Source organism: Rhodanobacter sp. FW106-PBR-R2A-2-24 (genome assembly GCF_058789615.1).
The window spans coordinates 100,815-125,322 of sequence record NZ_JBYTBV010000001.1; the positions used below are offsets into that span (position 1 = coordinate 100,815).

Below are 24,508 nucleotides of genomic sequence, written 5' to 3' on the forward strand. Positions count from 1 at the left end.
ACCCACCGGGCTACGCCGCCTTCGCTTGCCGGAGATCCAGCAGCTCGGCATACCGGTGCCGGACCGCGGCAGCGTCGGTGAACCGCACCGGGAGTCCAACGGCGCTGCCGACGCGCCGGCGCACAGCCGCCAGCAGCTCGGCCTGCCCGGGGTCGGGGACGAACGTGGGCCAGCCCTTGCTGTCGAAAAGGAGCTCGGCCGGGATGCTCGCTTCGGCCGCACGGCGCGCAGCGGCGGCGGTCTTGGCCGCTTCGAGCCGCGCCCGCAAGTCGTCCGTGAGGCGGTCGGGAGCCACATCGCCGAGCCAGCGGTTCCCCTGGAAGGCGAAGGTCGAGCGGCATTCCAGATCGACCATGGCCAGGTAGCTCGCGTGGTGCTCGTCGAGGTTGGCGGCGATGGTCAGATCCGGCAGTGACCCCATGACGCAGAAGTTGCAGCTGACCCGAGTCGAGCCGTGGACGCGATAGGCAATATGCGGCGCTAGACCGGCCGCGTCGATGGCCGCGAACACGTCGTCGGTCGACAGGTGCAGGATCGCGTGCCAGTTCACGCCGACATGGCCGCGCCGCGTGAGCTTGGTGGATGGGGAGCTGATGGGCTTCTTGGCGCGGGCGGGGCTTTCCTGCGCGCGGACGCCGTCCACCGAGATGATGGCGCCGGTCGGAAATCGCTTGCGCAGCGCGCTGCTGATCGGCGCGACCTTTAGCTCCGAGGTGCAGAAGCGCATCGCTGGTGTCGCCCACGGCAGCGTGAGCTTCACCGTCTCGAGGTCGATATAGGCCTCGCTTCGGCTCGCCCATCGGGATTCCCAGCGGTCCAGCATGTCACCGGCGGCGCGGCGCACCACGATGAGTTCCCATCCGATGTGCTGCGCCAGGCGCTCGCACACTGCCATCGAATCCTGCCACTCGACGCGGCCGAGATCTGCGTGCACCAGGACGCGTGGGCCTTCGTGGCCGATCGCGTCGAGATGTCGTGCAACGGCGAGCGCCACGGCCTGGCTGTCCTTGCCGCCGCTGACCCCGACTGCCACGACCGCGCCAGCGGCCAGAAGTGCTTCGACGTCAGGTGTCAGGGCTACATCAAGGCGCGTGCCAGCCATGCCGTTCTCCGTGGTGAGTGAGTGCATGCAGTCTCACGCGTCACCGCCGGCGCCAAAGATCAACCGACTTCGTTGACGAGGGCGGTGCGCGCGCTGCGCGGGCGCTGCAGGTCATACCAGTCGCGCATTGCAGCCGCGCGGTGCTCCATCGAGCTCGGCGCGCCCGCCTTCCGGGCCGCCACTCGCGCACCGAAGTCCCAGGCCATCGAGTCGAAGGAGGCGACCTGCGGGATGTCGGCCAGCTCCGCCATGGACGCTCCCTTCACGCCGAAGCAGTGGACGCGAGCGGTTCGCGGCAGGTACGGAAGAAGATGGTCGAGGATGGCGCGGATGCCGAAGGTGGGATCGTTGAGCGGTCGCCGGCACATACTGCCAAGTCCGATCAGGACGGGAGCGTCGAAGTGAGCGGCGTGCTTCTGCCAGGCCTCCTGCATCAGGTCGAGGCTGCGCACATAATCGTCTGGCAACCACCCTTGCAGCACCGGCACTGGTGGCGCGAGCCAGAAGGCGCCGAGGTCCTGCCAGCGGGCCACGAGGGTAAGGTGCGCCTCGAGCACCGCTGCGGTCGCCTCGATGCGGTACTGCCGCACGCCGGCGTCGTGGGCGATCTCCGGCTCCACGCACATGTCCGGCTGCGATGCCCATGCCGGACGCAGGACACCGATCAGGTTGACGTAGTCCGCGAGCGACCAGGGGAACACGCCGAGCATGCCAGGCTGGTGGCCGAGCCGCTTCCAATTCATCATTGCCGTGAAGCCTGCCGAGTCGAGTGCGAAGTCGCAGTCCTGCAGGACGCCGGTGTCCGCATCGGTGCGAAAGCGCCGAGCCTGCCGATCCCAGAAGGCCGAGGCCGACACCATGACCGGCATCCCTTCCCGGTAGGCAGTGAGGCACAACGCCCCTCCTCGATGTGGGACGCCGATGCGCAGAACCGGCTCCTCGCCGAGGTAGGCGTTGGCGCGTTCCGGTGGTGGCGAAAGCCAGTCGGCGCTCACGGGGGCACTACTCGCCCGCGCCGTCCCAGCGCTCGATCTCGACGTCGCCCTTGACGACGCCGAGCACACGCAGATTGTCGCGATCCCAACCGCCCCACGCGGCCGCGGCCTCGGTCATGGCCAGTTCGACCGCCGCATCCGCGTCGGCGCCTGCGTGCACGGAGATGTGCGTCGTGCCCGCACCGCTGGCTTTCTGGATGAACACGGTGAACTTCGGCACTGTCCGGAGCGGCGGCTCCGCCATGGCCTCCAGCGCATCTGTGGCCATCGCATCGACCGATTGGATCGCATGGTCCAGCCCGGCGGCCAGCTCGGCGGCTCCGTTGCCCTGGGGGGATTTGCGGATGTAGGCGATGGCCTCGTTTGCGCGGTTAACAAGCGCAGCAAGTGCAGAGCGGAAGCGGCCCTCCGCCAACGCGGAAATGGGAGTGGAGAGGTCGGACATGATTCGTTCCTTTGGCGGCGTAGTCGTTACCCTCGGAGACTGATACAAGGCGCGGCCGCGCCAAGATCGGCACGATTCCGTGCGGCGTCGAGGGGGAGCGGACGCGCCGCCAGCGACTTCGGGTGGGTCAGCCGGCGTTGGCAACCGGCTGGCGGTTCGTCCCACCACTGATGAGCGCCATGATGTTGTCGTGGGTCGCCGGACAGGACGCGCCAGTCAAAGGGTCGAACACCAAATGATCGGGCTCGCAGTAGCGGAGCCGTTGGTAAACGTCTCGACGAAGGACATCGGCGCGGTCGGCCGCCGTGTAATCCCGTTGGGCCGAGTCGTAGCGAGTGCGTGAGCTGAATACCGTCAGGCCCACCATGACCAGCGCGCCGATAACGCCGAGCGGGGCGATGACGGACAGCATCTGGTCGGCCGCGCCGCTGATGGTGCCGGGCGGTGCCGCTTGGCCGTCGCCCATTGAGCGCAGGAAATCGGGAACGAATTGGGCGCCGACGAGTACCAAGATCGCGAGGATGATCGGTCCGATCACGAACGCCCAGTTGAAGGACGGCCGTTCCGGCGGGCGCAGCGCTTGGGCACGCGCCGTTGCCTGATGCGTCGTACCGCTGACGCCCCCGACAAACAGGCCGAGGCCGCCGGTGCCGAGGCCGACGCCCGTGCCGCTGCCGCTGAACGTGCCGTCGACGGTCTCGCGCCCGACGATTGAGCCCAGTGCGACGCCGTGGTTCCCGCACTGCGGGCAACAGGAGGTGTTCATGACGCTTCTCCGTGATCAGGTGGTGGGATGGTCCGTGCGTGTGGCGGTGGCACCGCCAACGGGGCACCGTGGTTTGGTGGAGTGAGGCCGAGCCCGGTACGGGTGATGCGTTCGACTTCCGATCGGTACCGACCAGGCTGCATGTTCGACGCGACCGGCTCGAGGAGGAGGAGCTCCTCGAGTGCCTGGCGCGCGCGGTGCTCGCGGTGAACGAGTTCCTCGACATGCCGGATGGACGCCGTTGCCTCACACTCGATGGCAGGCTGGTTCTCCGCCCCGGCCTTCCGCAGCTGCAGGAGCAGCAGCAACCGGTGCCGATTTAGCGTCGCCACAAGGTCGTGGCTCGCGACCGCTGTCGGATGGAGGGTCATGGCATTCATGCCGCGGATTACTCGTCATCCGCCCGCTTTTTGGCGGCGAGCGTCAGGCTGGCCGCCGGCATCATGAGGGCGAGCAACGTCAGCATCGCGACGAAGAGCGCCAGGGCCGTGACCAGAGCGGTGTGGATGGGCTCGCCCTGAGCGGGGAGCGAGTCGTCGAGCGACCGAATCAGCAGGCGGCCAGCCACCGGATAGAGGGCGATTACGGCCCCCAGCGCTGTGACGAGACTAAACAGGATGGTGGCAACCTCCACGCCCTTCGGTTGGTCGCCTCGACTCGCACGCAGAAACGAGATGTTCGCGAGGATCGTGAAAATGAGAGCAATGGTTAGATACTGGAGCATGACCTCTTCCTTGGCATGGACGCCTTTGGGTGCAAGGGACGGCCGGTCAGCGGGTGGCGCGACCGGCCCGGGAGTTACTTCGTGACGTCGCCGAGGCCGAGCAGCGACTTGTCGCCGCCGGTAACGACGCGTGGATAGGCCCCGTCCCACTTCTCGATCCGCCGCAGCTCGAGGTACATCGGGTTCGCGCGCAGCGCCTCGCCCTGCACGTCGATTGCCTGCGCGTTCGCTTTGGCGATGGCGAGATTGGAGTCCGCTTGGCCCTGGGCCTTGGCGACGGCTTGCTGAGCGATGACCTGGACCTTGGCGAGGTTGTTCTTCTCCGTCAGCGCCTGCTGCTCAGCCACCTGCTTTTCTTCGATGGCTTTGGTGAACGATGGGTCGAACTTGAAGTCCGTGATCTGGATGTCCTCAAGGATCAGGTTGTAGGCGGCGAGTTTCCCGCGCAGGAGATCCACGATCTTCTCGCGCACCAACTCACGGCGCTTGAGCAGCTCCTCCGCGTTGTATTGGGCAACGACGGCCTTGACGGTTTCCTGGATGCGCGGCTCGACGATGTTTGCCGCTACGTCAAGGCCGGTGCGCTTGTAGATCTCCGGCAGCTTGGTGCTGTCGAAGTGGAAGTTCACCGACACGTTGGTGTCGACCGCCTGCAGGTCGTACGTGCCGGCGGGCGCAGGCGAGTCGGCGTGCTGGGTGCGAATGTCGACCTTGGTCACCGACTGGAAAAAGGGCGCTTTGAAATGCAGTCCGGCATCCTCGACGCCGACAATGCGCCCGTTCGTGAAGAGCAGGGCGCGCTGGTCGGAGCCGACCGTGTACCAGCTCCCGAAGAACGTGCTGAGCGCGAGAAGTGCGAGGACGATCAGTCCAATGGAAAGGCCCTGGTGCTTGAGGATCGGTGACGACGGAAACGATGACATTGATGACTTCCCTGTAGTTGATGGCATGCAGAATTGCGATGTGACGCTACTGGTTCGGGGTTCGGCACAAAGATGCCGGCCACTTTGGTGTCGTGAGGGGAGTTAGGGCGTCGATGCGTCGTCCGGCTCGGTTGAGTCCGGCTCCGGATGCAATGGACGTTGCGTTGTGCTGGCCTGAATTGCTGCGCTCCGGCGTCTTGCGTGCTGAGCGATGGATAGCCGCACGATGAGGACGCCGATGCACCCCATTTCGACGAGCGGGAACAGGCGAAGGCCCGGTGCCGACCACAGCGCCGTGATCGCAAGGGCAAGCCACACTGACGCGAGCACGAGCAGGCCTGCCCTATGAGATCGCCACTTGTCGGATCGCCCTGATGTGTCCATGCGGACAGCTTAGGCGCGCAAGGACACCCGTCTGGATATGAAACTGGCCGGTTTCAAGCCTCTTTTCTGGCGGTTTTTTTCGGCGCCGCCGCTTCGGTGCTTTGAGCCGCGGCCTCGACCCGCGCAAACACGTCACCTTGAGGTCGATGTGCACTGGCCCGTAGCGACCATCGCCCGTCAGGACGCCATCGAGCTGAGCGACTTCCTTCGGGTATCCGGATTTGAGTGTGGCCAGCCACAACCGAAGGCGCTAGTCGTTGGACACTACTAGGCGCAGATGAGGGCCTTTTTCGGCCCTCGGGCACAGCTTCCCAACCACCTTGCCTTTGACGTCCGTGATGATGTGTCCAGTGCAGGCGAAGGCGTCCAGAGCAGAGCGAAGTTCAGGGTCATCTTCTCCAATTGTGGCAAGGTAAAGATGAGGCGTCAGCCCATGCTTTTTGAGCACTTGTTCTGCATTTGCGCGTCTTTGCCTGTCCTCACTTTGACACCAAAACCTCAGCAACCAGTCAGTCATCACTGCCAGCAAGGCACCACAGCCGAGCAATAACAATTCACTCATTTCATCTGTCTCCTAGAACGGATTTCAGTGTGGGCAAACACACTCAAATCCGGATAGCCCTTCCTTGGTTAGGTTGTGCCACTTCGCAATGCAGTAGTTGCCGAGCAGGATGCCGCGTTGATCGAAGCGATCCATTGGGCCTATCGAGAGCCCGCGCGCCGCACACCAAGCCTCCGCCTTCCACGAAGCCTCGAACGTCCCGGTTTCGGTAAAGGTCACCCGCGCCATGGTCATTTCTCCTGAAGGTTCGACTTATGAGGCGACGTTGGGCAAGGGTGGACCGAACGGCAGTTGGTGATTCGCCTGGCAGGACGCAGCTGTCTCGCCAGACTGCGCGGCAGACAGGCTTTCCAGCGCGTGCTTTCGGCGTACCGCCATGCAGGCTTTGGAGATCGCATCGAGATTTACGCTCGCTTGCGGGTCAGCCGCGATGGCTGGTGCGTAGCCGCGGAGGTCGGTACCGTTGCAGCGATTTGGCCCCAGCTCCTTCATTGCCAGCCGCATGCGGAGCTCGTGGCTTGGGTCGCCCAGGGCGATGCTTGTGTCGAAGCGCCGGCGTAGGGCGTCGTCCACCAGTCCAGGCTGGTTGGTGGCGCACACCAGAACGACATGGGGCGGCATCCGGTCGATCAGGAGCAGCAACTGGTTCGTGATCCGACGCAGCTCACCGACGTCGCCGGCCTTCGCACGGTTGACGCCAATGCTGTCGAACTCGTCCAGGAAAAGTAGGCAGGGGCCGGTCGCGGCGAACTCGAAGATCTTGTCGAGGTTCTTGCCCGTGTTGCCGAGGTAGCTGTCAACGAGTCCGCCGTATCTTGCAACGAGATACGGAGTGCCCAGGGCGTTGGCGAGGGCGCATGCAAGCATCGTCTTGCCGTTTCCCGGCGGCCCGGACAGCAGGATCTTGTGGCGAGGCGGGACGTTCCAGGCGGCGAGAGCTTCGCGGTTCTGCTGTTCCTCGATCAGTGCGGCGCAGCTGGCGCGCGCCGCCTCAGGCAAGACGACATCGTCGAGGCCGATGGCTGGCTGGAGGACGTCCAACAGATCCGTTGGCGGCGGGATGACCCGAGTGGCGTTCATGGGCCTGGACGCGCGCAGCTTCCTGGCGAGCGAAGGCGAGGAGCCCTCGATCAGCGCCGCTACTTCGTCGGTGATTTCGGTCAGCCGTTGGGCCTGACCCCACCGTGCGGCGTCGACCAGGCCAGGCAGACGCTGCAAGACCTGGACGACGTAGGAAGGAGGGCGTTTGCGGCTACCCGTGGAGGGCTTGGTCACGGTTTCGGCGGACATTCCAGGTCTCATGGAGGCGAATGGACGGCAGGGGGGGATTCCGTAGCTCAGCGACCAGCGGGCTACGAGTGCGTCGGTGAAGCGACCCGGGCGACGGGAGCTGTTTGCCACGTTGCCTCGTTCCGCACCTCTGTGAGGCGCGTCGCCCGCGCGTCCGCGATGCCGGCGAGAGACTCATAGATGAGCTGCCGGATGGCTTGCATAGCCTCGGCCTTCGAAACCACCCCGTGATCGGCGTCGGTGCGGACTTCGATGCGCGTCGTGCCTCCTGGCCCCGGTTGTGCCGATATCTTGAAGGTTGGCTTCCCATCGGCGTCGTCCTGATAGAAGTGGGCGTCGTCGACGGCGAACGCGGCATCGCACGACCGGACGACGGTCCGGAGGCAGGTGGAGTTCGATACCTCCATCGTGACGGGGCCGAGTGGATGTAGCAGCGTGCCGTATTCGGCCGTCGTCTCGGCGGTCAGTCCGGCGTCGACCGGGCCGTAAGTCATGTACTGGCTCAACGTCCACAAACCGTAAACGAGGAGGCCAAGACAGAGCAGCGGCAGCGCCATGGAAAGGGGCGGGTTCTTCATTCTCTTCTCCATCCTTGAGTTGTCCGTGCTGAACTTGCGAGCGCTGACCGCTCAGTGCGGGATCGGGCCGTATTCGACGCCGCGCGCCGTGTCGATGAGAAAGGCTCTCATCGTCTCCCGATCAGGTGTTCCGCAGAGCGCCCCGTCAACCCCGTAGGCGTTGGTGTACCACGTGACTTCAAGCGCCGGCTCCCACGTCAGCAGCGTGTTCTGCACCGAGGCCGACCCCTGTTCGAGGAGTTCCGCGAGCAGCGCGTCGGGCGTGGGCAGGCAAAGGTCTTCAAGGGACGCCTCGATATGGGCATCCTCGCGTGTGCGTGCCTGGCCCTCCGCGAACGCGCGCACCATGGGGTCGGCGTCGCTGAAAAGCGCAGGGCAGTCCGCGTCGGGATGGTCGGCGCCAGCGCAGCAGGCGAGGGCGACCGCGCGATGAAATGCGCCCGTGCCGACGCAGGCGTGGCCACGAGCCCTGGCAGTTGCCTCGTCGACAACGTGGCGCGCCCAGACCGCCCGCGCTTCGATGGCTCTGAGGATGAGCTGCCATCGGTGTGCGTCGGGTAACGTGGCGCCGCTGCGGTCGCTGTCTGCCGGCACGGTGATCATGCGGAGGTCCTCGACTCGCGTGTCGGTGCAGATACGCAACCACGCGGCTGGTAGTGGGGTACCTCCGCCTTGAGCCAGTCGGGGCGCGTGTCGCGGCGGAAGCGGGCGGATGCCCAATAGATCCTCGCCTGGCGTTTGACGGACTCCGGGTCGTAGAGCGGGCCGCGTGGCGTGGGGCCTGACGAGAGGCACCCCTCCCGTCCCCACCGGACAAGGGTCATCTTGCAGACACCGGCCAGAGTGGCGGCTTGGGGCGCCGTCAGCCAGTCGGCGGGCGTCTCGGTGGGCACGGTGTCGGTGGCGGACGCCTCACGGAGAGCTTCCAGGCCGATGTCTGTGATGTGGGTGCGGTCGCTCCAGCGGGGCTTGTAGAGGCGCGCAACACCGTCGACGATCCTTGCCTCGACCCACGCGACGCTCTCGCCCAGGATGGCAGCAGCTTCCTCGACCGTATGGCCGTGCTTCGATTGCCGCCTTTTCACCAGCGCCTGGACGGTGAACAGCGGGATCCCGTCGCCCTGCCGCCGCCACTGAATGCCCTCGAGCAAGATACGCAGTTCCCCGATGGACACGCCGACCTTCGCCGCTGCCTGTTCCTCGGTGAAACCGATATCCTCGCGCAGCTTCGCGACCTGGCGCCATGCCACCTGCAACGCTCCCCGGTTCGGCCCATCGGGTTCGCTCCGGGTCTGCAGGCGCTCGGCGGCGATGAATCCCCGGAGTTCATCCTCGGTGAAGCCGTAGCGCTGGGTGGCCGTTGCCAGCGCGCACCAATCGTTCGCGCGGTCACCGGACGGGCAACCCCTGGCGATCCAGAGGGTCGCGTCCGTCTGCGCAACATAGTGGTGTCCGTTCTCGACTCTGGCTTTGAGCTGGCCTGTGCTTATCGCGCGGCTGACGTTGCCGAGGCTACGGCCAGCCTGCTTGGCGACCTCCTTCGACGTGAGGCCAGGCGACCACGGACGGGTGAGGTGGCGCTTCGCGCCCAGCTCGAGCCGCGGATAGCGGGCAACAAAATCATCGAACGTCGTGGGAGCGCCCGCGTGACCCCAGATCGCCGAACAGGTTTCGCAGGTCGCCGGGTGCTTGCGCGGCTGCCACTTCTTCCAAGTCGATTTGAGGTTGTCCATGAGCGGCATGCCCTGCCAAGGCATCGGGCGACCCGCGCGGCGGTCAGCGAGCATCTGGTCGGCGACCTCCTTCGGGACGTACCAAACCCCGCGACTGCTGCTGGCCTTTCCGATAGGGGCGTCGCACAGGATTGCACCTGGCACGTAGCCCATGCGCGCGAACTCCGGTAGCTTGTCCGATTTAATGGCCAGCGGTTCCTTCAAGGTTGCAAGGCGTACGTAGCCCTCGGGCGCTTGGCGTCGGGAGGCCCGCCACGCGTCCCAGGCGACGTGAGGGATCAGCAGCAGCCGGCCAACCTTCGTGGCCTTGAGGTCGCCGCGTCGAATCGCGTCGCGGATGGGTTCTTCGCTGCCGAAGACCCTGCCGGCCTGAGGCACGGTGAGACCGCCGACGACATCAGTGGTCTGCAGGCCGCAGCGGTTGAACGCGAGTTTCACCGACATCGGCGTGCGGGTGGCGCGCTGGTCGCCGGTCAACGCCTGCAGACGCTTCGTCAGGATGTCAGCGATAGCCGACGGGGAGATGGTACCGACGAGTGACGCAAGTAGGGCCAGCTCCGGTGCGTACCACTCGTAGCCGCGGTGGGTTTTCAGCGGCACTGGCCACTCAGCTTCTGTTGGAGGTCGACCGTGCCAGCGCGCGAACAGCCCGGCGAAATCACCCGGTGCCATAGACGTCGATGGCGCGCCAGTCATCCTGCGGACGTCACGCACGCGCTCGACGGACTGGCCCACGATAGCGGCGAGGTCGGTGGCACGTGCGCCACGCGGCGCCTCCGCGACAAAGCCCATCCACGTGGCGTCGCCGTGCGTCACCGGGCGTTCCTCTCGTCAGTTAGGGCGGTTCGGCCGGAGGCCAGCTGCGCCGGCGTCAGACCGGCAATGGTGCTCAGGAATTCGATCACATCGTCGGTGATCGCCGCGAGGCGCTCGGTGCTGATGCTGGCCATGGCACGGTCCCACTGGGCGAAGTTCGTCGGGAACACGGGCCGAGACGGGCGGGCGGTGATGGCGACTCCTTCCATGGCCTTCGCCAGCGGCAGCCTGAATCGGTCGAGTCCGCGCGGACTCAGGCAGAAGAACTCGCCGGGCGCCAGCATGGCGAGGTCGCCGTAGGTAACCCGATGGGCACGGAACAGCGGCGACAGGTGCGTCCAGGCGGTCGAGTCCTTCTGCTGGCCGATCAGGGTCAGATTGGTGTTGCCGAACAGGGTGCGGCTGATCGAGCCGGTGAAGCGGTGCGCCGTGAGGCAGATGTCCAGGGCACGCTTGCGACCTCGCTCCGCCAGATCGTTAAGTATGTCGGTCGTCTCGCTCGCGCCATTGCGCCGACGGCCGGTGCGAGGCGCAGAAAAGAGCTGGCCTTCGTCCATCATGAGGATCAGGGGTTTGCGGTGTGCGTCCGCCGCCGCGGCGATCACCTCCCCGTAGGGTATGAAGGCATTGGCGTCAGGAGCATCCACGACGACGATGGGCTGATCACGGTCGGCTAACCGTTGCGCGAGGGCGTCTGGCGAGGCTACGGGATTCCCGTACAACGCGCGGATCTCGTGCTCTGGATCGACCAGAACGGCAACCCAGCCTTGGTTCGCCAACTGTTCGCATACCACCAGGCCGGCGTTGGTCTTGCCCGACCCACTCGGCCCGATGGCAGCCATGCGCAAACCCGTTGTCGCAAAGTCCGTGAGGTCGATGGGCGTGCCGCCGAGGTTGAGGGAGGCACCCACGAGTTCCTTACGCTGGATCACGCCGCTCATTGCGCCTGCCCTCCGGTGGTGGTGTCCTGGGCCGACAGGATCGTTTCGCGTAGGCGCAGCGCCTGCGCCGGCGAAAGCGAGAAGACGACAGCGAAGTCCTCCACAATCTCCGTGGTCAGGCGCTGCAGCAGGCCGTCCCGGCGCGCCTTGGCCAGCACCCGGCGGAGGCTCGCCCAGTCGCTACCGCCGGCGGCGGCCTGGCCGCCGCTGATCTCGCGCACCGCGTCGCTGAGCATCGCCTCGGTGTATCGCGGCGCGTCGGGCCCGAGGTCAGCCACGAGACGATCGTTGAGCAGCTCGAGGAGCAACGGTGCGGGCAGCATGTTGCCCATGCGGCGGACTAATGCCTTGTCGGCCATCGTGAACGGGCGAGGCTCGGCCGGCGGCGCGAACGGGCCCGCGTTGGACATACGGCAACCGCAGAGGCGGCAACTCGCCGGTGCTGCGGCGCCCGACGCGAGCGGGCCGAGCCTACGAACCTCCGCGCGCTCAGCACAGTCGTCACAGACGCCGTAGCGATGCGGCGGACACAAGGACGTGACAGCGACGGCATTCATGGGGACGTCCCCCTGGCTTCGGTTGGCATGACAGACCCTCACTTCGGTGTCGGACGTCCCGATGCTGAGTGGCCTTCGTAGGCCGCAAAGATCCCAGCGGTTTCGCTGCCTGCGTCATCACTCGCGCAAATGCTACCGACCTACTGTGGCGGCTAGACGGAGGAAAACCCCCGAAAATCCAGCTCTTTTCTCTGACTGCTATGGACGCTGAAGTGGGTATTCCGACTGTGCCGCGAGAACGCGGACGCGCCGGGCAGGCCGGTGCGAAGCTTCGGAGGAAGTGGGTCAGTGCTCGGAAACAGATACGTCGTGGATAGGGTCTACCGGGGCATGGACGCGGTCGCGCAGGATGCCTTCCCAACTCGCGAGCACCGCGCGGGCGCGGCTGATGTCGAACCAGTCGTCGCTACGCAGGCTTTCCTCCATATCGATCCACCAGTCGCCCTCCGCTACCAGCAGGATGCGATCCATCTGCTCGGCCAGGTTGTGCGGCCCCAGCCCGCCTGCGAAGCCGACCCGTTTGGGCGTTTCCGGTCTCCGCCAGTGCTTCGGGCCAATGCCGCGCCCACCGGAGGCATCCACCAGGAGCTGGTGGTGACCCGACTCGGGCGCTAGGGACAGGTCAGTGCTGCGCGGGTTGTACTGCGTGATCAACGCATGTACACGCGAGGAAAGGATCGGGAGTTCATCCCGCCCCACGTCGCCGTTGACCTGGACCCGGCGGGCATGGCGCACCAGGTCCTGCAGTTCGCCTGACTTGAGCTGGGCTCGCGCGAGCATGCCGCAGACGTGGATGGCGCAACGGCCTGCCAATGCCCTCGCGGTGGCGTGCAGCCAGCCGAGGGATGGGTAGCGGTTCCGGTGCTCCGGCGTCGCGCTGTAGAGAAGACCGATCTCGAGCGTCGGGTGAGCCGCGAGCAGCTCGAGCAGGGCTGCTACGTCCGTTCGTTCGTCGGCACCGGTCAGCGTGATGCCGACGTTGGGTGAAGCGGTCATCGCCTGCGGTTGCATGGGAAGTCCCTCTCTGTGATGGGCGCCGACATCCTGTCGTCTGGTCGCAGTACGAAAAGATCGCCGCGAATTGGATTCGGGTCAGCGCGGCGGCGCGGCGGCGACGGCTTCCATCGCCGCGGTTCGAACCAACCCCTGAGCGATGTCCAGGCTGTGGATGGCATCCACCTCGTGGATCAGTCGGGCCAGTGCCCGCACACGGCCGTCGCGAAGGACGCCCGTCGCGCGGAAGTCAAGCATCTCCTCGCAGCACTCCCGCAGGTGCTCGGCGGCGAATCGCTCAGCGTCAGCCATGACCTCGCGGTTGCGGGAAACGACGGGTGAAATGAAGCGGTCGGCAGCCATGGGGCCCGGACTCCGCTTAGTTCGTCGTGCTGTCGAGGATCGAGCAGCCCTTCGGCGACACGCCCGGATCCAGGAGCATGATGGCGCACTGCCCCACGGAGGTCAGATCCGCGCTGAGGTAGGAGACGGCCTCCTCCTGGCCAAGCTGGTCTGCCAAGGCGCGGTCGTGGGCCGCGCGACGGAAGACCGCTTCATCGTCCACAGTGATGGCGATGGTAACTTCGATCTGCATACTGAGATCCTTGATCGGCGTGGTACGGCGGTAGTCTCGCCCGCCCGTTCGGCCGGCAAAGTTACCGCTGATCCTGCGTGCCGCGACGTGATCGCATCGCTTCGATCTCGCTCACGGGCAGGCCCAGCTCGCGGGCGAGCATCGCATTCTGCTCGCCGCGTGGCGCAGCATCGAAGCGGATCACCGTTAGTTCCAGTGCGACCATCCTGTACAGGAAGATCGCCCCCATCGCAGTGCCGGCGATACCGGCGACGATCAGGAATCCAGGCCCGATGAGCGGATCGACCCCGGGCAGTTGCGGAGCCGGGTCGAAGTAGGCAATGGCGCCTGTAGCCAAGGAGTAGAGGCCGAAGGCGACGTAGCCGACCGTCATGAGGAACCCGAATCGGTTGGCGTTCCAGAGCCTGCGGATGACGGTTGTGGCCTGGGTGGACATTGTGAAGCTCCTTGGTTGTCGGTACCGGTTGGACGATAGGATCCGTCCGTCTCGTGGATTGATACGCTCGACGCTACTGGATATCCGGCGGCTCCGCGCGTGGCCGTCGTCTATCGCGCCCTGATCCAGCCCGTGTTTTCGCCGCGTCGACGCAGGTGCCATAGGTGGCGGCGGTAGGCGAGCACATAGTCTTTGCGGTCCACGCTCCCCGGCGGCCAGAGATCGGCCACGTCCACGCCGAGGTCGCAAGCCAGTCGGGCGACACGTGACGTCGGTGTCGGAAAAAGGCGCGCAAGGCAATCATCGCCGACGGCCAGCGCGACGACGCTAGCCGCCAGGGCGCCCAGCAGCCCGTCAGGACTCGGCCACGTCACTAGCACGACCAGTCCTGTGGCAGCGGCGAGCGCGGCGGTAATCCGTTGCCGTAAAACAAACGGAAGGCGTGGCGCGACCTTCACTTGCTCGCGCGCAAACGTCCTCACCTGTTCCTCATGGGCCAGGCGGTTCCTTTCCGTGAACTCCCACAGTGTCTCCACGGCAACGCCGGCGCGTTCGCAGGCATGCCTGGCCTGCAGCACGGCGCGTCTCAGGCTGACGAGTTCGGCATCGCCGGCGACCGGCCGGCCGAAGCCATTGAGCGCAGCCAGTAGTTCGTTTTCGCACTGGCGGAACTGCTGCTTGGCCAGCGCCGCTTCGTCGGTCAGGGCTCCGTCGGTCATGGGGAGGGTCACTTTCCGTAGTGGACGCGGCCAGCGCCGGCGATGTCCGCGCGACGCTCCGCCGGGTTTCCGTAGACCGTCACCATGGCGGCGCCGCTGACCGCTGCGTCGAGGGCTTCGGTGGCCCGCACCCCCACAATGGCTGCGCCAGACACCTCCAGGGACACGCGCTTGGCGACCAGGTGGCTCGTGTCGGCGGTGCCGGCGCCACTCACCCTCAGGTCGAAGGCGTCCACGTGACCGCGCGCCGTTAGGTTGCAGGCGTCAGCGAGGACGATCGGCACGCGGTGCGCCTCTAACACCTTGAGGTCGATGTTCGAGGCGCCGCTGGCGCGGATGGCCGGGATTTCGGGAAGCACCAACTCCACCAAGGGGCGCGGCTTGGCCTTGGTGCGCCCCTCCCCCGTCTGCCCGCCGACCACATGGACGCCGCGGACCTCGGTGGTCACGCGGTCGTCGCCGAAGTGGACGGTCATATTGTCGATGACGACAGCGCCACCGCGCATCGACAAATCGACAAGGCCGGCGCTGACCTCGAGACCGGCGCGCTTGATGACCATCGCGCTCCGTTCGGTGACGGTGCTGATTTCTGCCACCTGCTCGGCGTCGGCGCCGTACACGGTGAGGCTCGGGCAGTCGCCGTCCTGGATGATCATGAGGTCGATGGGTCCGGACACCCGCACTTGGCTGATGTCTCCGCTGAAGGTCCGCGACTCTCGGTACGGATGGTCGTAGCCTCCGCTCTTCCTGGTGGAGCTATTGCGTACGTGCTCTGCCGCCGCCTGCCGAGACAGACTTTTCCAGCCCCGAAATCCCATCTTAACTAGCGTTTCCCTCACGTTCTTCATCAACCATCCGTTGGTCATTTGGGTTCCCCTGCCAAGGCCGTCGTGATCTCGTGGTCGATATACGCGCGTCGGCCGCATTGCGTGGCAGCGGTACGCAGTAAGACTCGCACCCGCTCGAGTTCCGCATCGCTATGCGGCGTGCCGCCACCGTTCAGATCGAGGTAGTGCTGAAGGAGATCCGCGCGATTCTGGAAGGTGTACACCATCACGCGGAAACGAAAGCGGTTTGATGCTCCCGTGACCTGGAACGGGGTGGCATCGAATACCTGGACGGGCAGGCCGAAGGGTTTGACCTCACCGGCGAGGAAGCGTCGTACCGCAGTGAGACGCTGCAAGCCGTCAACGCATTGCACCGTTGCGCCCAGGTCACCCGTTGGGGCGTGATCCCAGGCCGGAGCATTGAAGCGAAGGGCGAGGCCAGCCTGATCCACTACGCCGCGGAGGACGTTCTCGATGAAGTGCCGCTGCTGATCGGTAGACCAGACGTGGCCGCGCTGGAAGTCAGGCTCCAACTCGACAGGCGCACCCGACCCCTCCGCTAGCCAGGTGAGCATGCGCTCGCACCCACTCCATGGATAGTCTACGGCGTAGGATGCAGTCGCCAGCGGACGGATGATGCCGGCCAGGTCACCACGGGGCTCGTTCCTTGGTCCACTGTGAGGCATCACGGCTCTCGCTTCCCAGCTTCGATTACGCGCTTGGACGCGGCGGCGGCGACCGCCCTCGGCGTCGGGTAGGTCTCCGTGCCCATCTGTCGCCCGTCGAGATCCGCGTGGATCCACCGGTCGTTGGTGAGGAGGAGTGCGAGCGCAACGATCTCTTTGTCGCGCACGAGCTGGTAAGCATCCGGTGTGACTCGCCGGGCTGTCACGGGTGGCGCGTCGGCCTTACTACGTGTTGCGCTCATGTTCTCTCCTGGTCAGTGTAGGGGCGTCGCGGCTCAGGGTGCGACTTGCAGATTGCACCTGGCAGCCTTCGTAGATGCTTGGGTGACAGCGCGTCAGCGCCCTCGCCAAGCTATCGCGCCGACGCTGGTCGGATTACACCGCCACCGGCGCTTTGATGGCCGGGTGCGGGTCGTAGCCGTGGATTGTGATGTCGTCGAAGGTGAAGTCCTCCAGCGATCGCACCGATGGATTGAGTGCCAGTTGTGGGAGCGGGCGAGGTTTGCGGGTCAGCTGAAGCGCCGCCTGTTCCACGTGGTTGCTGTACAGGTGCGCGTCACCCAGCGTGTGGACGAATTCGCCCACGCCCAAGCCACACACCTGCGCGACCATGTGGGTGAGGAGCGCATAGGACGCAACGTTGAAGGGAATGCCAATTACCAAATCACCCGATCTCTGGTAGAGCTGACAACTCAGCTTTCCGTCCGCTACGTAGAACTGGAACATGGTGTGGCAGGGCATGAGCGCCATCTTGTCGAGCTCGCCCACGTTCCACGCGCTCACGATCAGCCGGCGTGAATCCGGGTTGCGCTTGATCTCGTCCACGACCCATTTGAGCTGGTCGATCTCATGGCCACTGGCCGTGAGCCAGCCGCGCCACTGGCGGCCGTAGATCGGTCCAAGGTCGCCGCGCTCGTCAGCCCACTCGTCCCATATAGTCACGCCGTGCCTGTTGAGGTAGGCGGTGTTTGTGTCGCCGTGCAGGAACCAGATCAGCTCGTGGATGATGGACTTCAGGTGAAGCTTTTTCGTCGTAACCAGCGGGAAGCCCGCATTCAGATCGAACCGCATTTGCCACCCGAATACGCTGCGTGTCCCTGTGCCGGTCCGGTCAGCCTTGACCGTGCCGTGGTCGAGCACGTGGCGTAGAAGGTCGAGGTACTGGCGCATGGGAAATCCTCTGGCGTTGGGTAAGGTGGCCCGATGGGTGGGCGTGCACAGGACGAGTGTGCTTTGGCGGGCCTCGCCGAAAACATCGGGTCGAGTCTGAAGGTGAAACAGTCACTCGCCCAGGGACGCAGGGCGGTGCCCTCGTGGTCAGTGGCGAACGGCACGGATTCCGCAGAGGACTGCGAAAACGGCATTAGCCGCCGGCAGCGCAACCCACCAGCCCGCTGGATGTGACGAACCGAGTACAACGGCGGCGATGGCGTTGAACAACGAGGCGAACGTGTAGTAATTCAACATCGTCTGGACTCCCTTCGGTGGACTGCGTTTTAGTCGATAGCGCGCCGGATTGGCGTGGGGTCGATCGTGCCCATGCGCTTGGCCAGTCGCACCAGTTCCCTGGTCTCTTCGGGCGAACGCGTTGTGACCTGGTCAGGTGGTGCCTCGGTGGGGAAAAGACCGTTGACCTGCACAAAGGCACTGAACGTGCAGTCGAGCTCCCTGGCCAGCGCTTCGCGCGTGACGGCAAACGCGAACTTCACCTGTGCCGAATGCCCCGACTTCAGGCGAACGGCGATCCGGTCGGGGCAGTCCTCCACCGAGTATGTCGGCACTTCCACGGCATTGGTGACCATCGCGACAACTTGTCGGAGCAGGCGGTGCTCGAACCTGTTCACTACCCGGAACTCCACGAACTTCGCCTCGGCGCCGTCGGTTTCGGCCAGGTCTTCGATGGACAAGCCATGACGGCGCAGCAGCGTGGCGAGGTGTGCTTGCGCCGTTTCGCGCTCGCCGTCGCTTCCGCCTTCGGCGAGTGCGAGGATTTTCTTCAGTCGCCTGAGGATGGCGTCGTCTGCGGATGCTTCACGCATGGCTCATACCGGGTGCCGCCGCAGCGGCTGCATGGTTCCGCAAGGGCCGTGCTCGCAGGCATAACGGGGCTGCAGGCCGGCGCGGCGACGGGCAGTGAGGTCCGCGCGGTTGGCAACCGCCCGGCTGAAGCCGTTGAGTGCAACCAGGAGCTCGGTTTCGCGCTGGCGGTAAGCCCGCTTGGTTTCCGGCGCTTCGTCGGTCAGGTTTTCGTCCGTCATCGGTCGACTCCCTGGGACTCTCCCCAGAGAACGGCAAATATCCCGATGAGCATGCAGACACCGCCAAGTAGCATGATCGCGTTCCCTAGTACCAGCCCCACCACGAGGCCGGCGACCGCGACAATTGCGGCCGCCAGGCGGCCAAAAGCTCCAAAGCGAGTAAGCATGATCTGATCCTCAGTTCGGGGTAGGCCCAATCTCAGGCCAAGGGAGCGGACTCACATGGCAAGCGGCGCAACGTCGTGGCGCTCTCGCTCATCGCGACTTTCCCTTTTCTTCGATGACGATGGACCGTACCCCGTGCAGGACAGCCTTCCAGAGGGAGTACACGGCCAGAACGGGGAAGAGGAGCGCGCCACACAGGTTCGCCAGATGCACCCAGAGTGCCGTCAGACTGTTCGGGCCATCCGTCAAATAATTGAGCACATGCGCCACGGCCATGGCCGTCCAGATGCAGGTCATCGTGACGCACCGTCGGGCGCTTCGCATCGACTCGCGCGCGGTAGCCGGCTCGTCGTCGATCGCAGCGACGGAATTTGGGGAGGTGGTCATCGGACTACCTTCTTCATCCGAGCAAGTAACGCGTGGCTCGATTCGCCCAGGTCGATGGCGGACGCTTTGCTGAGGTTCTCACCGCTTATTCGTTTATTGATCGCGCGCAGCAGGTTCGCGTGTGCTACCGCTGGATCGTCTCCCAGCAGAGTCTTTCTCTCAACACCGGTCGATCGGATTTCGTTGACGGCTTCATTCATGGCTTTTACCTCAAGCTGTTGGAGGGTTCTGGAAGGTGGATGCAACCTCTGCTGTCTGTGGCCGTACGGGCGAATTCGTCCAGTTTCCTCGCGAGTTTCGCCGCAACGGCGTCACCGCTACCGTTGGCCTTCAGTTGGTCTTCGGCCTTTCCATGATCGCCCAGCCGTGGCCCGTGTAGACGATCTTGCCGGCACGCTTCAGCGCCTGCAGGCGGCGGTCGCACAGGCGCTCCGGGCAGATGCCCTTCCTCGCTGCGCGCACCGACGCCAGGATCGCCGCGAATTTGGGCACGTCGCCGCGACTGACGCGGTCGAGGATGGCGGTGTCGATACTCTCGAGACTGGTGTCTTGGGTGGCGGTGCTCATAGACGGATTCCTGTCCAAGGTGGGGATGTGCGGTGGCGGCGAAGCGGGCGGCGCCGTGTGCTGGCCCGACTACGAGGCACCTTCCGCGATGGCTTCGTCGGTCAAAGCGTCGATAGCGTCTTGCGGGACGCGGTAGCCAAGCGCCCGGAGATCGCAGAGGCGCTTGGCACAGGCCGCGGCGTCAGGGTCGTCAAAGGTCTCGCCGGCGTGCGGCAGGTCGATCGGCTCGCGGGGAGCCTGGTCGACGCGCGACTGGACTTCGGCCGCGTGCCGGACGAAGGCGTCGATATTGCTCTCCTCGAACGCGACGGGCGGGGGAAGGGGCGGCTCGAACACGAAGCGCTGGCGCGCCACGTGCGTGACGAATCCGCCACCGATGCCCGCGTACACGTAGACGTCGCAGGCGTATTGGTCACTGGAGAAGCGGCAGTAGGACATGGTCGAGGTCTCCCTCAGGCGGGGCTGGCTTCGGTGGCCAGGTCTGCGACGGCGCGATCCACGGCCTCGATCTCCTCCGCACCGCAGGCGTTGCACGTCACGCCGCCGTCGTAGATGGTCGCGATCACCCAGGCTTGTGATGCGACGTCCCACGCGGCCGGGCCGTCGGCCGTGATGTTCGAGCTGCCGCAGTGCGGGCAGCACTTCTGGACGGGCGAGACCGTCGTGGATTCGGGGAGGTTCATGAGCCGACTCTCGCTGGTGGGTAGATGCGTTGAGTTTGAATCGGCGGCGAGGGGGGAAAAGTCCGCCGATCTTCCGTGAACGCCGTCGCTTGTGGCGAGCATGGCGTCGATGTCTTGAACGGACGCGTCGACCGTGGCCTGGTCGCCCGGTCGATACTCGGCGGCCGCCTGTGGGAAGGGCACCCATCGGATCGGCGGGTGGCCGAATTGATCGGCGGTGATGTCCGCGACGCCGCGCTCGCCGCCGGGCAGCTCGATCTCGGCCCAATAGTGACCACGCAAGATGCCGTCCACGTTGAGGCATCCGCCGTCCTGATGGCCGTCGCCGCCGCGGATGGTGACCCTGGCGTCGGCGATCCATCGGGTCACCATTGCGCGCACCAGCCAGGATGCGAAAAGGCAGGTTCCCATGGTGTCGTTGTTCCCGAAGGCGCCGCGCAGGGCGAGGCTGAAGCTGGCACGGGCTAGCGACAGTACCTCGGGAACGGTTGGAGGCGGTGGGTCGACGGCGGACATTGACGTTTGGTCAACCGTCCGCGCCTTGGCGTTTGGCCAGGACGGCGCCGGCGCCGGTCAGCGAGGCGCTGCCCTTGTCGACTCGGCGCCAGCCCTGGGGCGATCCGTCGTACACCTCTCCTGTTTCCAGGTCGACGGCCACCCACTTCTCTGGAACGCGCGTGGTGATTGCCAACTTCGTCGTCCGGTCGCGTTCGGGGAGCTGCCGCCCGTCGAGCAGCGTCCGCACGTGGTTGGCCACCTTCCAATGGAGATGGCCCTCCCGGACGATCCGGCCCTCCCGCGCGAACGTCCTGAGTGCCACGTCGGCCAGGGCGGTGGCGCGACGCGGGTTGCGCGGGGAAATCGTCCTATGGAGCACCTCGGCCACGTCCGAACGGCGGAAGCGCGCGAGCCGTTGGTCGAGAAAGGCGGCGACGAGGCGTTGCTGCTTTTCGGTGAGGTTCATGGACGTCCCCGATGACGATGCCACCATCGTAGCGGGCGGATTTTGCCTGGGAGGGGCGAAACTAGCCGTTTGCAACCGTCGTTTCTCGACGTTTTTGGGACACGGCGGCGGCGTGCCACCTGGGCGCCACCGCCGTGCGAGCACTACGCGGCCAACCTGCGCAGGTCGCCCACAAGGTCGGTCAGCGTACCGACGAGGCACGCGGCCTGCGGGCCAGGCATGTTGGCGAGATTCTCCCGAACGATGGCCACGACCTCGGCATTGATCCGCGCAACGGCCACGTCGTCCGCCGGGGCGCGCGCATCGGCGGTGCCGAACTGGAACGTCATGGTGATGTTCGCGTCGGACTCGTCGTCGCAGTAATCCGGGGTCGACCCGTCGAAGGAGACGCTGAGGTACTCCCCGGTCGCGTGGGCATGCAGGTTTCCGTTGCTCTGCTCGTTGAACGCGCTGAAACGGGCGGCAACCGTGAGACCAAGGTCGGCGGCGATCGCCGTGAACAGGTCAACGCTATCCCGGTCTACCTGATCCACGCTCAGCGTCAAACCTGAGACGTCCTGGTGGCGGTGGAACAACGCGGCCATGTAGCACTCGGGCGCGAAGGCGTCGTTGCGCAGGAACTCGGGCACCTCGCCGGGCGGGAGCGCGTCGAAGGCATCGGTCGCGGCGGCCGACCCTTGCACAATGAAATGAACGGCGGCCCAGACGTTGGCCCACTGGGAGGAGGTCAGACCGTAGGTCTCTAAGGACTCGATGGTGTTGGCTTCGGACATGGAAGGTCTCGGGTCGGGAGTGGAAATGGAAGGGTGGCTACTGGCTACCGCGTCATTGCGGCCTCGGAGGGGCCGGTTCCGGCGGCTCGTCGCTGGAGCGCCAGCGCAGGGTGCCGTAGGAGCGGTTCGAGTAGGCGTAGACCAGCACCGATTCGGTGATCTGGTCGAGCAGGTCGGCGTCGATGCCCGCGCGCTGCGCGAGCCACGCCATGTAGCCTTCGTGATCCTTGATGGCTTCCAGCGCCGCTGTCGTGTTCGGGTCGGCCGCGAATTGGCCGAACTGGTTGTCGATGGCCAGGCTCCATTCATCGGTCTCCGTAGGCGGGTAAAGGACGGTGCCGTCCAGCAGCGTGATGGCGAGGTTGTCGATGGTGGTGACATAGCCACCTTCGTCGTCGTAGTGGGCCTCCGAATCCCACGAGGCGCTTGCGGCCGCCGGAAAGGCGGCATCGACCAGCTCCCGAATGGCAAGGGCAAGCTCGCCGGTGAGTTGCCCGTGTAGGCCGACCACGGCGGCGAGCCGCGCGCGTGGCTCCGGCGTGCTGAGGGCTTGCGTGAGGGTGGGATCGAGCATGGCAGTCTCCTTCGTTGGTGGGTCAGTGGTGGCGCAACTGGTTGCCTTCGCTGAACACAACGGCATCCGGGTTGATGGCCTCCCGGAGCGACCACCACCATGGTTCGTCGCTCAGGAGATCGTGGGAGTCGCGGCGTCCGTCATTCGCCGAGACGTGGACTTCGAGCGTCGTCGGTGAAGCGACAAGCGCGCGCACGAGGTCGTCACAGCGGCCCTCGTGGCGCGCAACGATGTGCAGGTGCGAGAGGTCGATGGCGAGCGGTACGCCGGCGAGCAGCACGCGTTCGTAGTCGGCCCAGCAGTCCATGAGCTGGCCGCGTTCGGTGTCTGGGTAGAGCCCTTCCACCCCGACAGGGCAGGGGAAGACATCCTGCAGACGGCGGATGTTGTCGATCATCTGCGCTAGCGTCGCGTTGGCGCGATAGCCTGCGTGAACCGTGTAGGCGGGCGAATTAAGCCGCGCGCAAACGTCGGCGACGAGTCCGAACAACGGCGCGGCGTCGGTGCGGTCGGACGACGCATCGAACACACGCAGGCGCGGAAGCACCCGCAGGTTCGCATGGGGTCGAAAGCGCGTATCCGGCCAGCGCTCGCGCAGCTCGTCGCACTGTGCGGGATCGACCTGGCCGCGGCTCTGTGGGCACAACTGCACTTGCGCGTGGTCGAGCCGTCCGAACAGCGGCTCCTCGATGCCAGCGACGATTCGCTCGATGGCTTCGGTCAGAGGAAGGCCAGGTAGCGTCGCCGTAGCTGCGCAGATGTGCATGGGTGATCCCGTCAAGTGATGCTGGGATCATCTCAAGCGAGCGTGAGACGAAAAGACGCGGAAGGTTTTGTGTGCCAGGGCGGTTGGAGGCTTCGGTGCCAGCGCGCGCGTCGCCGCGCCGGCGCTTCGTCGTGAGTGGACTGGGCCGTTCCTCTCGAACCCGCCCGTTCATTCGGCGCTGGGGCAGTCCGGCTACGTGCTTCGTGCGGTACCTGCACGGCGTGACGATGCCCCTGCGCACCGTTGGCTAGTGTCCAGTCAGGACATGGCTGGTCCGCTACAGAAGGACTCCGGCCATGTCCGCGGGCGACGGACGCTCCCGTGCGACACGGGCGGAAGGGCAGGTGCCGGCGGGGTCGCGCCGGCCCAGATCGGCGAAGCGCGCCCGTGACTGGCGTCGGCAGGCTAGGCGGCGAGCAGGTCGCGGATCGTGTCTGACACGTCCCTACTCGCACCTACCGCGTCGTCGAAGGCGACGGCGTGGTGTGTCGCGGCCAGCATGAATCTGTGGCGCTCAGCTTCCTCCACCGTCTTGACGCCGGCGGCGTCGAGCACCACCGCGAGGCCACGGCGCGTGCCGTCCCATTTCTGCCAATGCGGGTCGCTGAGTTGTGGATTTTCGTTACGGGCACTAAGCACACGACGGACGCAGATACGGAGCACCACGTGACGTTTGCGCGGAAGGGCGGCGCGGCAGGTAGCCACGGCGGCAGTGAGCCGAGCGAAGGGGGTGGCGATACGTTCGTGGTTCATGGGAGGCGTCGGTAGGAAGGATGTGCCCACTCTCGCAGTCGCGGCGCGCCAGCAAAGGTGACCATCATTCCGCCCGACGCGCGAGGCCACCCGCGGTGAGGAATTCCGATGTCGCCTCAGGACGGAGGCATGATGTGCGGTATGGGAGGCGCCAAACACTTTGGTTCCGAATGCAAGAAGGCCCGCTGTCGCCAGCGGGCCTTCCGTTCGAGCACCGTTGTCCAGGCGCGGGAATTACCTGGAGCAACCGCCGCAGCTACACCAGTTTTTCGGCGTGATCGGGTCGCACGGATCGCCGCTGCTGCCCTGGTTCTTGGTATTGCCGTCGCTCTCGGCGAAGGCTTGACCCATGAACGGCTGGTACGCGGCCGGCAGGGTGACCGTGCCGGCCGCGGTGGCAGGCGCAGGCATCACGGTAGCCTGGCGGCTCGTGGCGATGCTCGGCATGGCGACGGCGGCGCCGAGGGCAATGGCGAGGGCGATGGACGTGGTGCGCAGGAAGCTCTTCTTCATTGGGATGCTCTAGTTGACGTCGCGACGTTGCGA

The 24,508-nt window shown here is 65.6% G+C and carries 38 protein-coding genes; all 38 read right to left on the bottom strand.

The window, feature by feature from the left end; genetic code table 11:
* Positions 1 to 10 precede the first annotated feature (10 nt).
* The gene (locus AC3WQA_RS00485) at positions 11 to 1,102 is read right to left on the bottom strand and encodes a phosphoadenosine phosphosulfate reductase domain-containing protein (protein ID WP_369487930.1); all 1,092 of its coding nucleotides are present in this window, start codon (positions 1,100 to 1,102) and stop codon (positions 11 to 13) included.
* 59 nt (positions 1,103 to 1,161) lie between these two features.
* The gene (locus AC3WQA_RS00490; protein WP_369487931.1) at positions 1,162 to 2,097 is read right to left on the bottom strand and encodes a deazapurine DNA modification protein DpdA family protein; all 936 of its coding nucleotides are present in this window, start codon (positions 2,095 to 2,097) and stop codon (positions 1,162 to 1,164) included.
* Positions 2,098 to 2,104: 7 nt separating this feature from the next.
* Positions 2,105 to 2,542, bottom strand: coding sequence for a hypothetical protein (locus tag AC3WQA_RS00495; protein ID WP_369487932.1), 438 nt, complete (start codon positions 2,540 to 2,542; stop codon positions 2,105 to 2,107).
* A gap of 127 nt (positions 2,543 to 2,669) precedes the next feature.
* Positions 2,670 to 3,308, bottom strand: a complete 639-nt coding sequence (locus AC3WQA_RS00500; RefSeq protein ID WP_369487934.1) for a hypothetical protein — start codon at positions 3,306 to 3,308, stop codon at positions 2,670 to 2,672.
* A complete protein-coding gene (locus tag AC3WQA_RS00505) occupies positions 3,305 to 3,688 on the bottom strand; it encodes a hypothetical protein (RefSeq protein ID WP_492673256.1) in 384 nt (127 codons plus the stop codon). Before AC3WQA_RS00505 ends, AC3WQA_RS00500 begins: the two co-directional genes overlap by 4 nt.
* An 8-nt stretch (positions 3,689 to 3,696) precedes the next feature.
* Positions 3,697 to 4,032, bottom strand: a complete 336-nt coding sequence (locus AC3WQA_RS00510; protein ID WP_369487938.1) for a hypothetical protein — start codon at positions 4,030 to 4,032, stop codon at positions 3,697 to 3,699.
* Positions 4,033 to 4,106: 74 nt separating this feature from the next.
* Positions 4,107 to 4,955 carry a prohibitin family protein gene (locus AC3WQA_RS00515; protein WP_369487939.1) on the bottom strand — a complete coding sequence of 283 codons (849 nt, stop codon included), beginning with the start codon at positions 4,953 to 4,955 and terminating at the stop codon, positions 4,107 to 4,109.
* A gap of 634 nt (positions 4,956 to 5,589) precedes the next feature.
* On the bottom strand, positions 5,590 to 5,901 hold the full coding sequence (locus tag AC3WQA_RS00520; RefSeq protein WP_492673257.1) for a hypothetical protein: 312 nt from the start codon (positions 5,899 to 5,901) through the stop codon (positions 5,590 to 5,592).
* A 24-nt stretch (positions 5,902 to 5,925) separates the two neighbouring features.
* Positions 5,926 to 6,129, bottom strand: coding sequence for a hypothetical protein (locus AC3WQA_RS00525; protein WP_492673258.1), 204 nt, complete (start codon positions 6,127 to 6,129; stop codon positions 5,926 to 5,928).
* A gap of 24 nt (positions 6,130 to 6,153) precedes the next feature.
* Positions 6,154 to 7,191 (bottom strand): AAA family ATPase, encoded by a 1,038-nt coding sequence (locus AC3WQA_RS00530; protein WP_369487941.1) that lies wholly within the window; start codon positions 7,189 to 7,191, stop codon positions 6,154 to 6,156.
* A gap of 62 nt (positions 7,192 to 7,253) precedes the next feature.
* On the bottom strand, positions 7,254 to 7,769 hold the full coding sequence (locus AC3WQA_RS00535) for a hypothetical protein (RefSeq protein ID WP_369487943.1): 516 nt from the start codon (positions 7,767 to 7,769) through the stop codon (positions 7,254 to 7,256).
* Positions 7,770 to 7,820: 51 nt separating this feature from the next.
* Complete coding sequence (locus AC3WQA_RS00540) at positions 7,821 to 8,372, bottom strand: hypothetical protein (protein ID WP_369487944.1); 552 nt, start codon at positions 8,370 to 8,372, stop codon at positions 7,821 to 7,823.
* Entirely contained in the window at positions 8,369 to 10,318 is a 1,950-nt protein-coding gene (locus tag AC3WQA_RS00545; protein ID WP_369487945.1) for a helix-turn-helix domain-containing protein, read from the bottom strand. The genes AC3WQA_RS00540 and AC3WQA_RS00545 overlap by 4 nt, the downstream gene beginning before the upstream one ends.
* Positions 10,315 to 11,259, bottom strand: a complete 945-nt coding sequence (locus tag AC3WQA_RS00550) for a hypothetical protein (RefSeq protein ID WP_369487947.1) — start codon at positions 11,257 to 11,259, stop codon at positions 10,315 to 10,317. The genes AC3WQA_RS00545 and AC3WQA_RS00550 overlap by 4 nt, the downstream gene beginning before the upstream one ends.
* On the bottom strand, positions 11,256 to 11,816 hold the full coding sequence (locus AC3WQA_RS00555) for a hypothetical protein (protein ID WP_492673259.1): 561 nt from the start codon (positions 11,814 to 11,816) through the stop codon (positions 11,256 to 11,258). Before AC3WQA_RS00555 ends, AC3WQA_RS00550 begins: the two co-directional genes overlap by 4 nt.
* 285 nt (positions 11,817 to 12,101) lie before the next feature.
* The gene (locus AC3WQA_RS00560; protein ID WP_369487950.1) at positions 12,102 to 12,827 is read right to left on the bottom strand and encodes a hypothetical protein; all 726 of its coding nucleotides are present in this window, start codon (positions 12,825 to 12,827) and stop codon (positions 12,102 to 12,104) included.
* Between the two features lie 81 nt (positions 12,828 to 12,908).
* On the bottom strand, positions 12,909 to 13,172 hold the full coding sequence (locus AC3WQA_RS00565; protein WP_369487951.1) for a hypothetical protein: 264 nt from the start codon (positions 13,170 to 13,172) through the stop codon (positions 12,909 to 12,911).
* Between the two features lie 16 nt (positions 13,173 to 13,188).
* Positions 13,189 to 13,404 carry a hypothetical protein gene (locus tag AC3WQA_RS00570; protein WP_369487953.1) on the bottom strand — a complete coding sequence of 72 codons (216 nt, stop codon included), beginning with the start codon at positions 13,402 to 13,404 and terminating at the stop codon, positions 13,189 to 13,191.
* A gap of 61 nt (positions 13,405 to 13,465) precedes the next feature.
* Positions 13,466 to 13,840 carry a hypothetical protein gene (locus AC3WQA_RS00575; RefSeq protein WP_369487955.1) on the bottom strand — a complete coding sequence of 125 codons (375 nt, stop codon included), beginning with the start codon at positions 13,838 to 13,840 and terminating at the stop codon, positions 13,466 to 13,468.
* A gap of 110 nt (positions 13,841 to 13,950) precedes the next feature.
* Entirely contained in the window at positions 13,951 to 14,559 is a 609-nt protein-coding gene (locus AC3WQA_RS00580) for a hypothetical protein (protein WP_369487956.1), read from the bottom strand.
* Positions 14,560 to 14,567: 8 nt separating this feature from the next.
* Positions 14,568 to 15,425, bottom strand: a complete 858-nt coding sequence (locus tag AC3WQA_RS00585; protein ID WP_369487957.1) for a GIN domain-containing protein — start codon at positions 15,423 to 15,425, stop codon at positions 14,568 to 14,570.
* Positions 15,422 to 15,961 carry a DUF262 domain-containing protein gene (locus AC3WQA_RS00590; RefSeq protein WP_369487959.1) on the bottom strand — a complete coding sequence of 180 codons (540 nt, stop codon included), beginning with the start codon at positions 15,959 to 15,961 and terminating at the stop codon, positions 15,422 to 15,424. Before AC3WQA_RS00590 ends, AC3WQA_RS00585 begins: the two co-directional genes overlap by 4 nt.
* Before the next feature lie 110 nt (positions 15,962 to 16,071).
* Complete coding sequence (locus AC3WQA_RS00595) at positions 16,072 to 16,314, bottom strand: hypothetical protein (RefSeq protein WP_369487960.1); 243 nt, start codon at positions 16,312 to 16,314, stop codon at positions 16,072 to 16,074.
* A gap of 133 nt (positions 16,315 to 16,447) precedes the next feature.
* The gene (locus AC3WQA_RS00600; RefSeq protein WP_369487962.1) at positions 16,448 to 17,242 is read right to left on the bottom strand and encodes a thymidylate synthase; all 795 of its coding nucleotides are present in this window, start codon (positions 17,240 to 17,242) and stop codon (positions 16,448 to 16,450) included.
* 147 nt (positions 17,243 to 17,389) lie between these two features.
* Entirely contained in the window at positions 17,390 to 17,539 is a 150-nt protein-coding gene (locus tag AC3WQA_RS00605) for a hypothetical protein (RefSeq protein WP_369487964.1), read from the bottom strand.
* Positions 17,540 to 17,568: 29 nt separating this feature from the next.
* Positions 17,569 to 18,111 (bottom strand): DUF2786 domain-containing protein, encoded by a 543-nt coding sequence (locus AC3WQA_RS00610; protein ID WP_369487966.1) that lies wholly within the window; start codon positions 18,109 to 18,111, stop codon positions 17,569 to 17,571.
* Between the two features lie 3 nt (positions 18,112 to 18,114).
* Complete coding sequence (locus AC3WQA_RS00615) at positions 18,115 to 18,330, bottom strand: hypothetical protein (protein WP_369487968.1); 216 nt, start codon at positions 18,328 to 18,330, stop codon at positions 18,115 to 18,117.
* Between the two features lie 255 nt (positions 18,331 to 18,585).
* Complete coding sequence (locus AC3WQA_RS00620; protein WP_369487969.1) at positions 18,586 to 18,882, bottom strand: hypothetical protein; 297 nt, start codon at positions 18,880 to 18,882, stop codon at positions 18,586 to 18,588.
* Positions 18,879 to 19,082 (bottom strand): hypothetical protein, encoded by a 204-nt coding sequence (locus tag AC3WQA_RS00625; protein ID WP_369487971.1) that lies wholly within the window; start codon positions 19,080 to 19,082, stop codon positions 18,879 to 18,881. The genes AC3WQA_RS00620 and AC3WQA_RS00625 overlap by 4 nt, the downstream gene beginning before the upstream one ends.
* 130 nt (positions 19,083 to 19,212) lie before the next feature.
* Positions 19,213 to 19,449, bottom strand: a complete 237-nt coding sequence (locus AC3WQA_RS00630; RefSeq protein WP_369487973.1) for a hypothetical protein — start codon at positions 19,447 to 19,449, stop codon at positions 19,213 to 19,215.
* Positions 19,450 to 19,518: 69 nt separating this feature from the next.
* Entirely contained in the window at positions 19,519 to 19,887 is a 369-nt protein-coding gene (locus tag AC3WQA_RS00635; protein WP_369487975.1) for a type 1 periplasmic-binding domain-containing protein, read from the bottom strand.
* A gap of 14 nt (positions 19,888 to 19,901) precedes the next feature.
* Positions 19,902 to 20,648, bottom strand: coding sequence for a hypothetical protein (locus AC3WQA_RS00640; protein WP_369487976.1), 747 nt, complete (start codon positions 20,646 to 20,648; stop codon positions 19,902 to 19,904).
* Positions 20,649 to 20,658: 10 nt separating this feature from the next.
* On the bottom strand, positions 20,659 to 21,096 hold the full coding sequence (locus AC3WQA_RS00645; protein WP_369487977.1) for a hypothetical protein: 438 nt from the start codon (positions 21,094 to 21,096) through the stop codon (positions 20,659 to 20,661).
* Between the two features lie 143 nt (positions 21,097 to 21,239).
* Positions 21,240 to 21,869, bottom strand: a complete 630-nt coding sequence (locus AC3WQA_RS00650; protein WP_369487979.1) for a hypothetical protein — start codon at positions 21,867 to 21,869, stop codon at positions 21,240 to 21,242.
* Between the two features lie 52 nt (positions 21,870 to 21,921).
* Complete coding sequence (locus AC3WQA_RS00655) at positions 21,922 to 22,443, bottom strand: hypothetical protein (RefSeq protein WP_369487981.1); 522 nt, start codon at positions 22,441 to 22,443, stop codon at positions 21,922 to 21,924.
* Positions 22,444 to 22,465: 22 nt separating this feature from the next.
* Complete coding sequence (locus AC3WQA_RS00660; protein ID WP_369487982.1) at positions 22,466 to 23,209, bottom strand: hypothetical protein; 744 nt, start codon at positions 23,207 to 23,209, stop codon at positions 22,466 to 22,468.
* Positions 23,210 to 23,614: 405 nt separating this feature from the next.
* Complete coding sequence (locus tag AC3WQA_RS00665; protein WP_492673260.1) at positions 23,615 to 23,962, bottom strand: hypothetical protein; 348 nt, start codon at positions 23,960 to 23,962, stop codon at positions 23,615 to 23,617.
* A gap of 234 nt (positions 23,963 to 24,196) precedes the next feature.
* Complete coding sequence (locus AC3WQA_RS00670) at positions 24,197 to 24,475, bottom strand: hypothetical protein (RefSeq protein ID WP_369487986.1); 279 nt, start codon at positions 24,473 to 24,475, stop codon at positions 24,197 to 24,199.
* Positions 24,476 to 24,508 lie beyond the last annotated feature (33 nt).

Excerpts from the sequence above, each read along its gene's own strand:
- AC3WQA_RS00520 (WP_492673257.1), bottom strand. The coding sequence starts at position 5,901 with ATGAGTGAATTGTTATTGCTCGGCTGTGGTGCCTTGCTGGCAGTGATG.
- AC3WQA_RS00500 (WP_369487934.1), bottom strand. The coding sequence starts at position 3,308 with ATGAACACCTCCTGTTGCCCGCAGTGCGGGAACCACGGCGTCGCACTG.
- AC3WQA_RS00525 (WP_492673258.1), bottom strand. The coding sequence starts at position 6,129 with ATGGCGCGGGTGACCTTTACCGAAACCGGGACGTTCGAGGCTTCGTGG.
- AC3WQA_RS00665 (WP_492673260.1), bottom strand. The coding sequence starts at position 23,962 with ATGAACCACGAACGTATCGCCACCCCCTTCGCTCGGCTCACTGCCGCC.
- AC3WQA_RS00540 (WP_369487944.1), bottom strand. The coding sequence starts at position 8,372 with ATGATCACCGTGCCGGCAGACAGCGACCGCAGCGGCGCCACGTTACCC.
- AC3WQA_RS00610 (WP_369487966.1), bottom strand. The coding sequence starts at position 18,111 with ATGCGTGAAGCATCCGCAGACGACGCCATCCTCAGGCGACTGAAGAAA.
- AC3WQA_RS00635 (WP_369487975.1), bottom strand. The coding sequence starts at position 19,887 with ATGTCCTACTGCCGCTTCTCCAGTGACCAATACGCCTGCGACGTCTAC.
- AC3WQA_RS00505 (WP_492673256.1), bottom strand. The coding sequence starts at position 3,688 with ATGAATGCCATGACCCTCCATCCGACAGCGGTCGCGAGCCACGACCTT.
- AC3WQA_RS00555 (WP_492673259.1), bottom strand. The coding sequence starts at position 11,816 with ATGAATGCCGTCGCTGTCACGTCCTTGTGTCCGCCGCATCGCTACGGC.
- AC3WQA_RS00595 (WP_369487960.1), bottom strand. The coding sequence starts at position 16,314 with ATGAGCGCAACACGTAGTAAGGCCGACGCGCCACCCGTGACAGCCCGG.
- AC3WQA_RS00580 (WP_369487956.1), bottom strand. The coding sequence starts at position 14,559 with ATGACCGACGGAGCCCTGACCGACGAAGCGGCGCTGGCCAAGCAGCAG.
- AC3WQA_RS00560 (WP_369487950.1), bottom strand. The coding sequence starts at position 12,827 with ATGCAACCGCAGGCGATGACCGCTTCACCCAACGTCGGCATCACGCTG.
- AC3WQA_RS00615 (WP_369487968.1), bottom strand. The coding sequence starts at position 18,330 with ATGACGGACGAAAACCTGACCGACGAAGCGCCGGAAACCAAGCGGGCT.
- AC3WQA_RS00495 (WP_369487932.1), bottom strand. The coding sequence starts at position 2,542 with ATGTCCGACCTCTCCACTCCCATTTCCGCGTTGGCGGAGGGCCGCTTC.
- AC3WQA_RS00600 (WP_369487962.1), bottom strand. The coding sequence starts at position 17,242 with ATGCGCCAGTACCTCGACCTTCTACGCCACGTGCTCGACCACGGCACG.
- AC3WQA_RS00590 (WP_369487959.1), bottom strand. The coding sequence starts at position 15,961 with ATGCTCACCTGGCTAGCGGAGGGGTCGGGTGCGCCTGTCGAGTTGGAG.
- AC3WQA_RS00620 (WP_369487969.1), bottom strand. The coding sequence starts at position 18,882 with ATGACCACCTCCCCAAATTCCGTCGCTGCGATCGACGACGAGCCGGCT.
- AC3WQA_RS00645 (WP_369487977.1), bottom strand. The coding sequence starts at position 21,096 with ATGAACCTCACCGAAAAGCAGCAACGCCTCGTCGCCGCCTTTCTCGAC.
- AC3WQA_RS00585 (WP_369487957.1), bottom strand. The coding sequence starts at position 15,425 with ATGACCAACGGATGGTTGATGAAGAACGTGAGGGAAACGCTAGTTAAG.
- AC3WQA_RS00515 (WP_369487939.1), bottom strand. The coding sequence starts at position 4,955 with ATGTCATCGTTTCCGTCGTCACCGATCCTCAAGCACCAGGGCCTTTCC.
- AC3WQA_RS00485 (WP_369487930.1), bottom strand. The coding sequence starts at position 1,102 with ATGGCTGGCACGCGCCTTGATGTAGCCCTGACACCTGACGTCGAAGCA.
- AC3WQA_RS00575 (WP_369487955.1), bottom strand. The coding sequence starts at position 13,840 with ATGTCCACCCAGGCCACAACCGTCATCCGCAGGCTCTGGAACGCCAAC.
- AC3WQA_RS00535 (WP_369487943.1), bottom strand. The coding sequence starts at position 7,769 with ATGAAGAACCCGCCCCTTTCCATGGCGCTGCCGCTGCTCTGTCTTGGC.
- AC3WQA_RS00550 (WP_369487947.1), bottom strand. The coding sequence starts at position 11,259 with ATGAGCGGCGTGATCCAGCGTAAGGAACTCGTGGGTGCCTCCCTCAAC.
- AC3WQA_RS00640 (WP_369487976.1), bottom strand. The coding sequence starts at position 20,648 with ATGTCCGCCGTCGACCCACCGCCTCCAACCGTTCCCGAGGTACTGTCG.
- AC3WQA_RS00670 (WP_369487986.1), bottom strand. The coding sequence starts at position 24,475 with ATGAAGAAGAGCTTCCTGCGCACCACGTCCATCGCCCTCGCCATTGCC.
- AC3WQA_RS00650 (WP_369487979.1), bottom strand. The coding sequence starts at position 21,869 with ATGTCCGAAGCCAACACCATCGAGTCCTTAGAGACCTACGGTCTGACC.
- AC3WQA_RS00660 (WP_369487982.1), bottom strand. The coding sequence starts at position 23,209 with ATGCACATCTGCGCAGCTACGGCGACGCTACCTGGCCTTCCTCTGACC.
- AC3WQA_RS00565 (WP_369487951.1), bottom strand. The coding sequence starts at position 13,172 with ATGGCTGCCGACCGCTTCATTTCACCCGTCGTTTCCCGCAACCGCGAG.
- AC3WQA_RS00530 (WP_369487941.1), bottom strand. The coding sequence starts at position 7,191 with ATGTCCGCCGAAACCGTGACCAAGCCCTCCACGGGTAGCCGCAAACGC.
- AC3WQA_RS00570 (WP_369487953.1), bottom strand. The coding sequence starts at position 13,404 with ATGCAGATCGAAGTTACCATCGCCATCACTGTGGACGATGAAGCGGTC.
- AC3WQA_RS00630 (WP_369487973.1), bottom strand. The coding sequence starts at position 19,449 with ATGAGCACCGCCACCCAAGACACCAGTCTCGAGAGTATCGACACCGCC.
- AC3WQA_RS00625 (WP_369487971.1), bottom strand. The coding sequence starts at position 19,082 with ATGAATGAAGCCGTCAACGAAATCCGATCGACCGGTGTTGAGAGAAAG.
- AC3WQA_RS00655 (WP_369487981.1), bottom strand. The coding sequence starts at position 22,443 with ATGCTCGATCCCACCCTCACGCAAGCCCTCAGCACGCCGGAGCCACGC.
- AC3WQA_RS00605 (WP_369487964.1), bottom strand. The coding sequence starts at position 17,539 with ATGTTGAATTACTACACGTTCGCCTCGTTGTTCAACGCCATCGCCGCC.
- AC3WQA_RS00510 (WP_369487938.1), bottom strand. The coding sequence starts at position 4,032 with ATGCTCCAGTATCTAACCATTGCTCTCATTTTCACGATCCTCGCGAAC.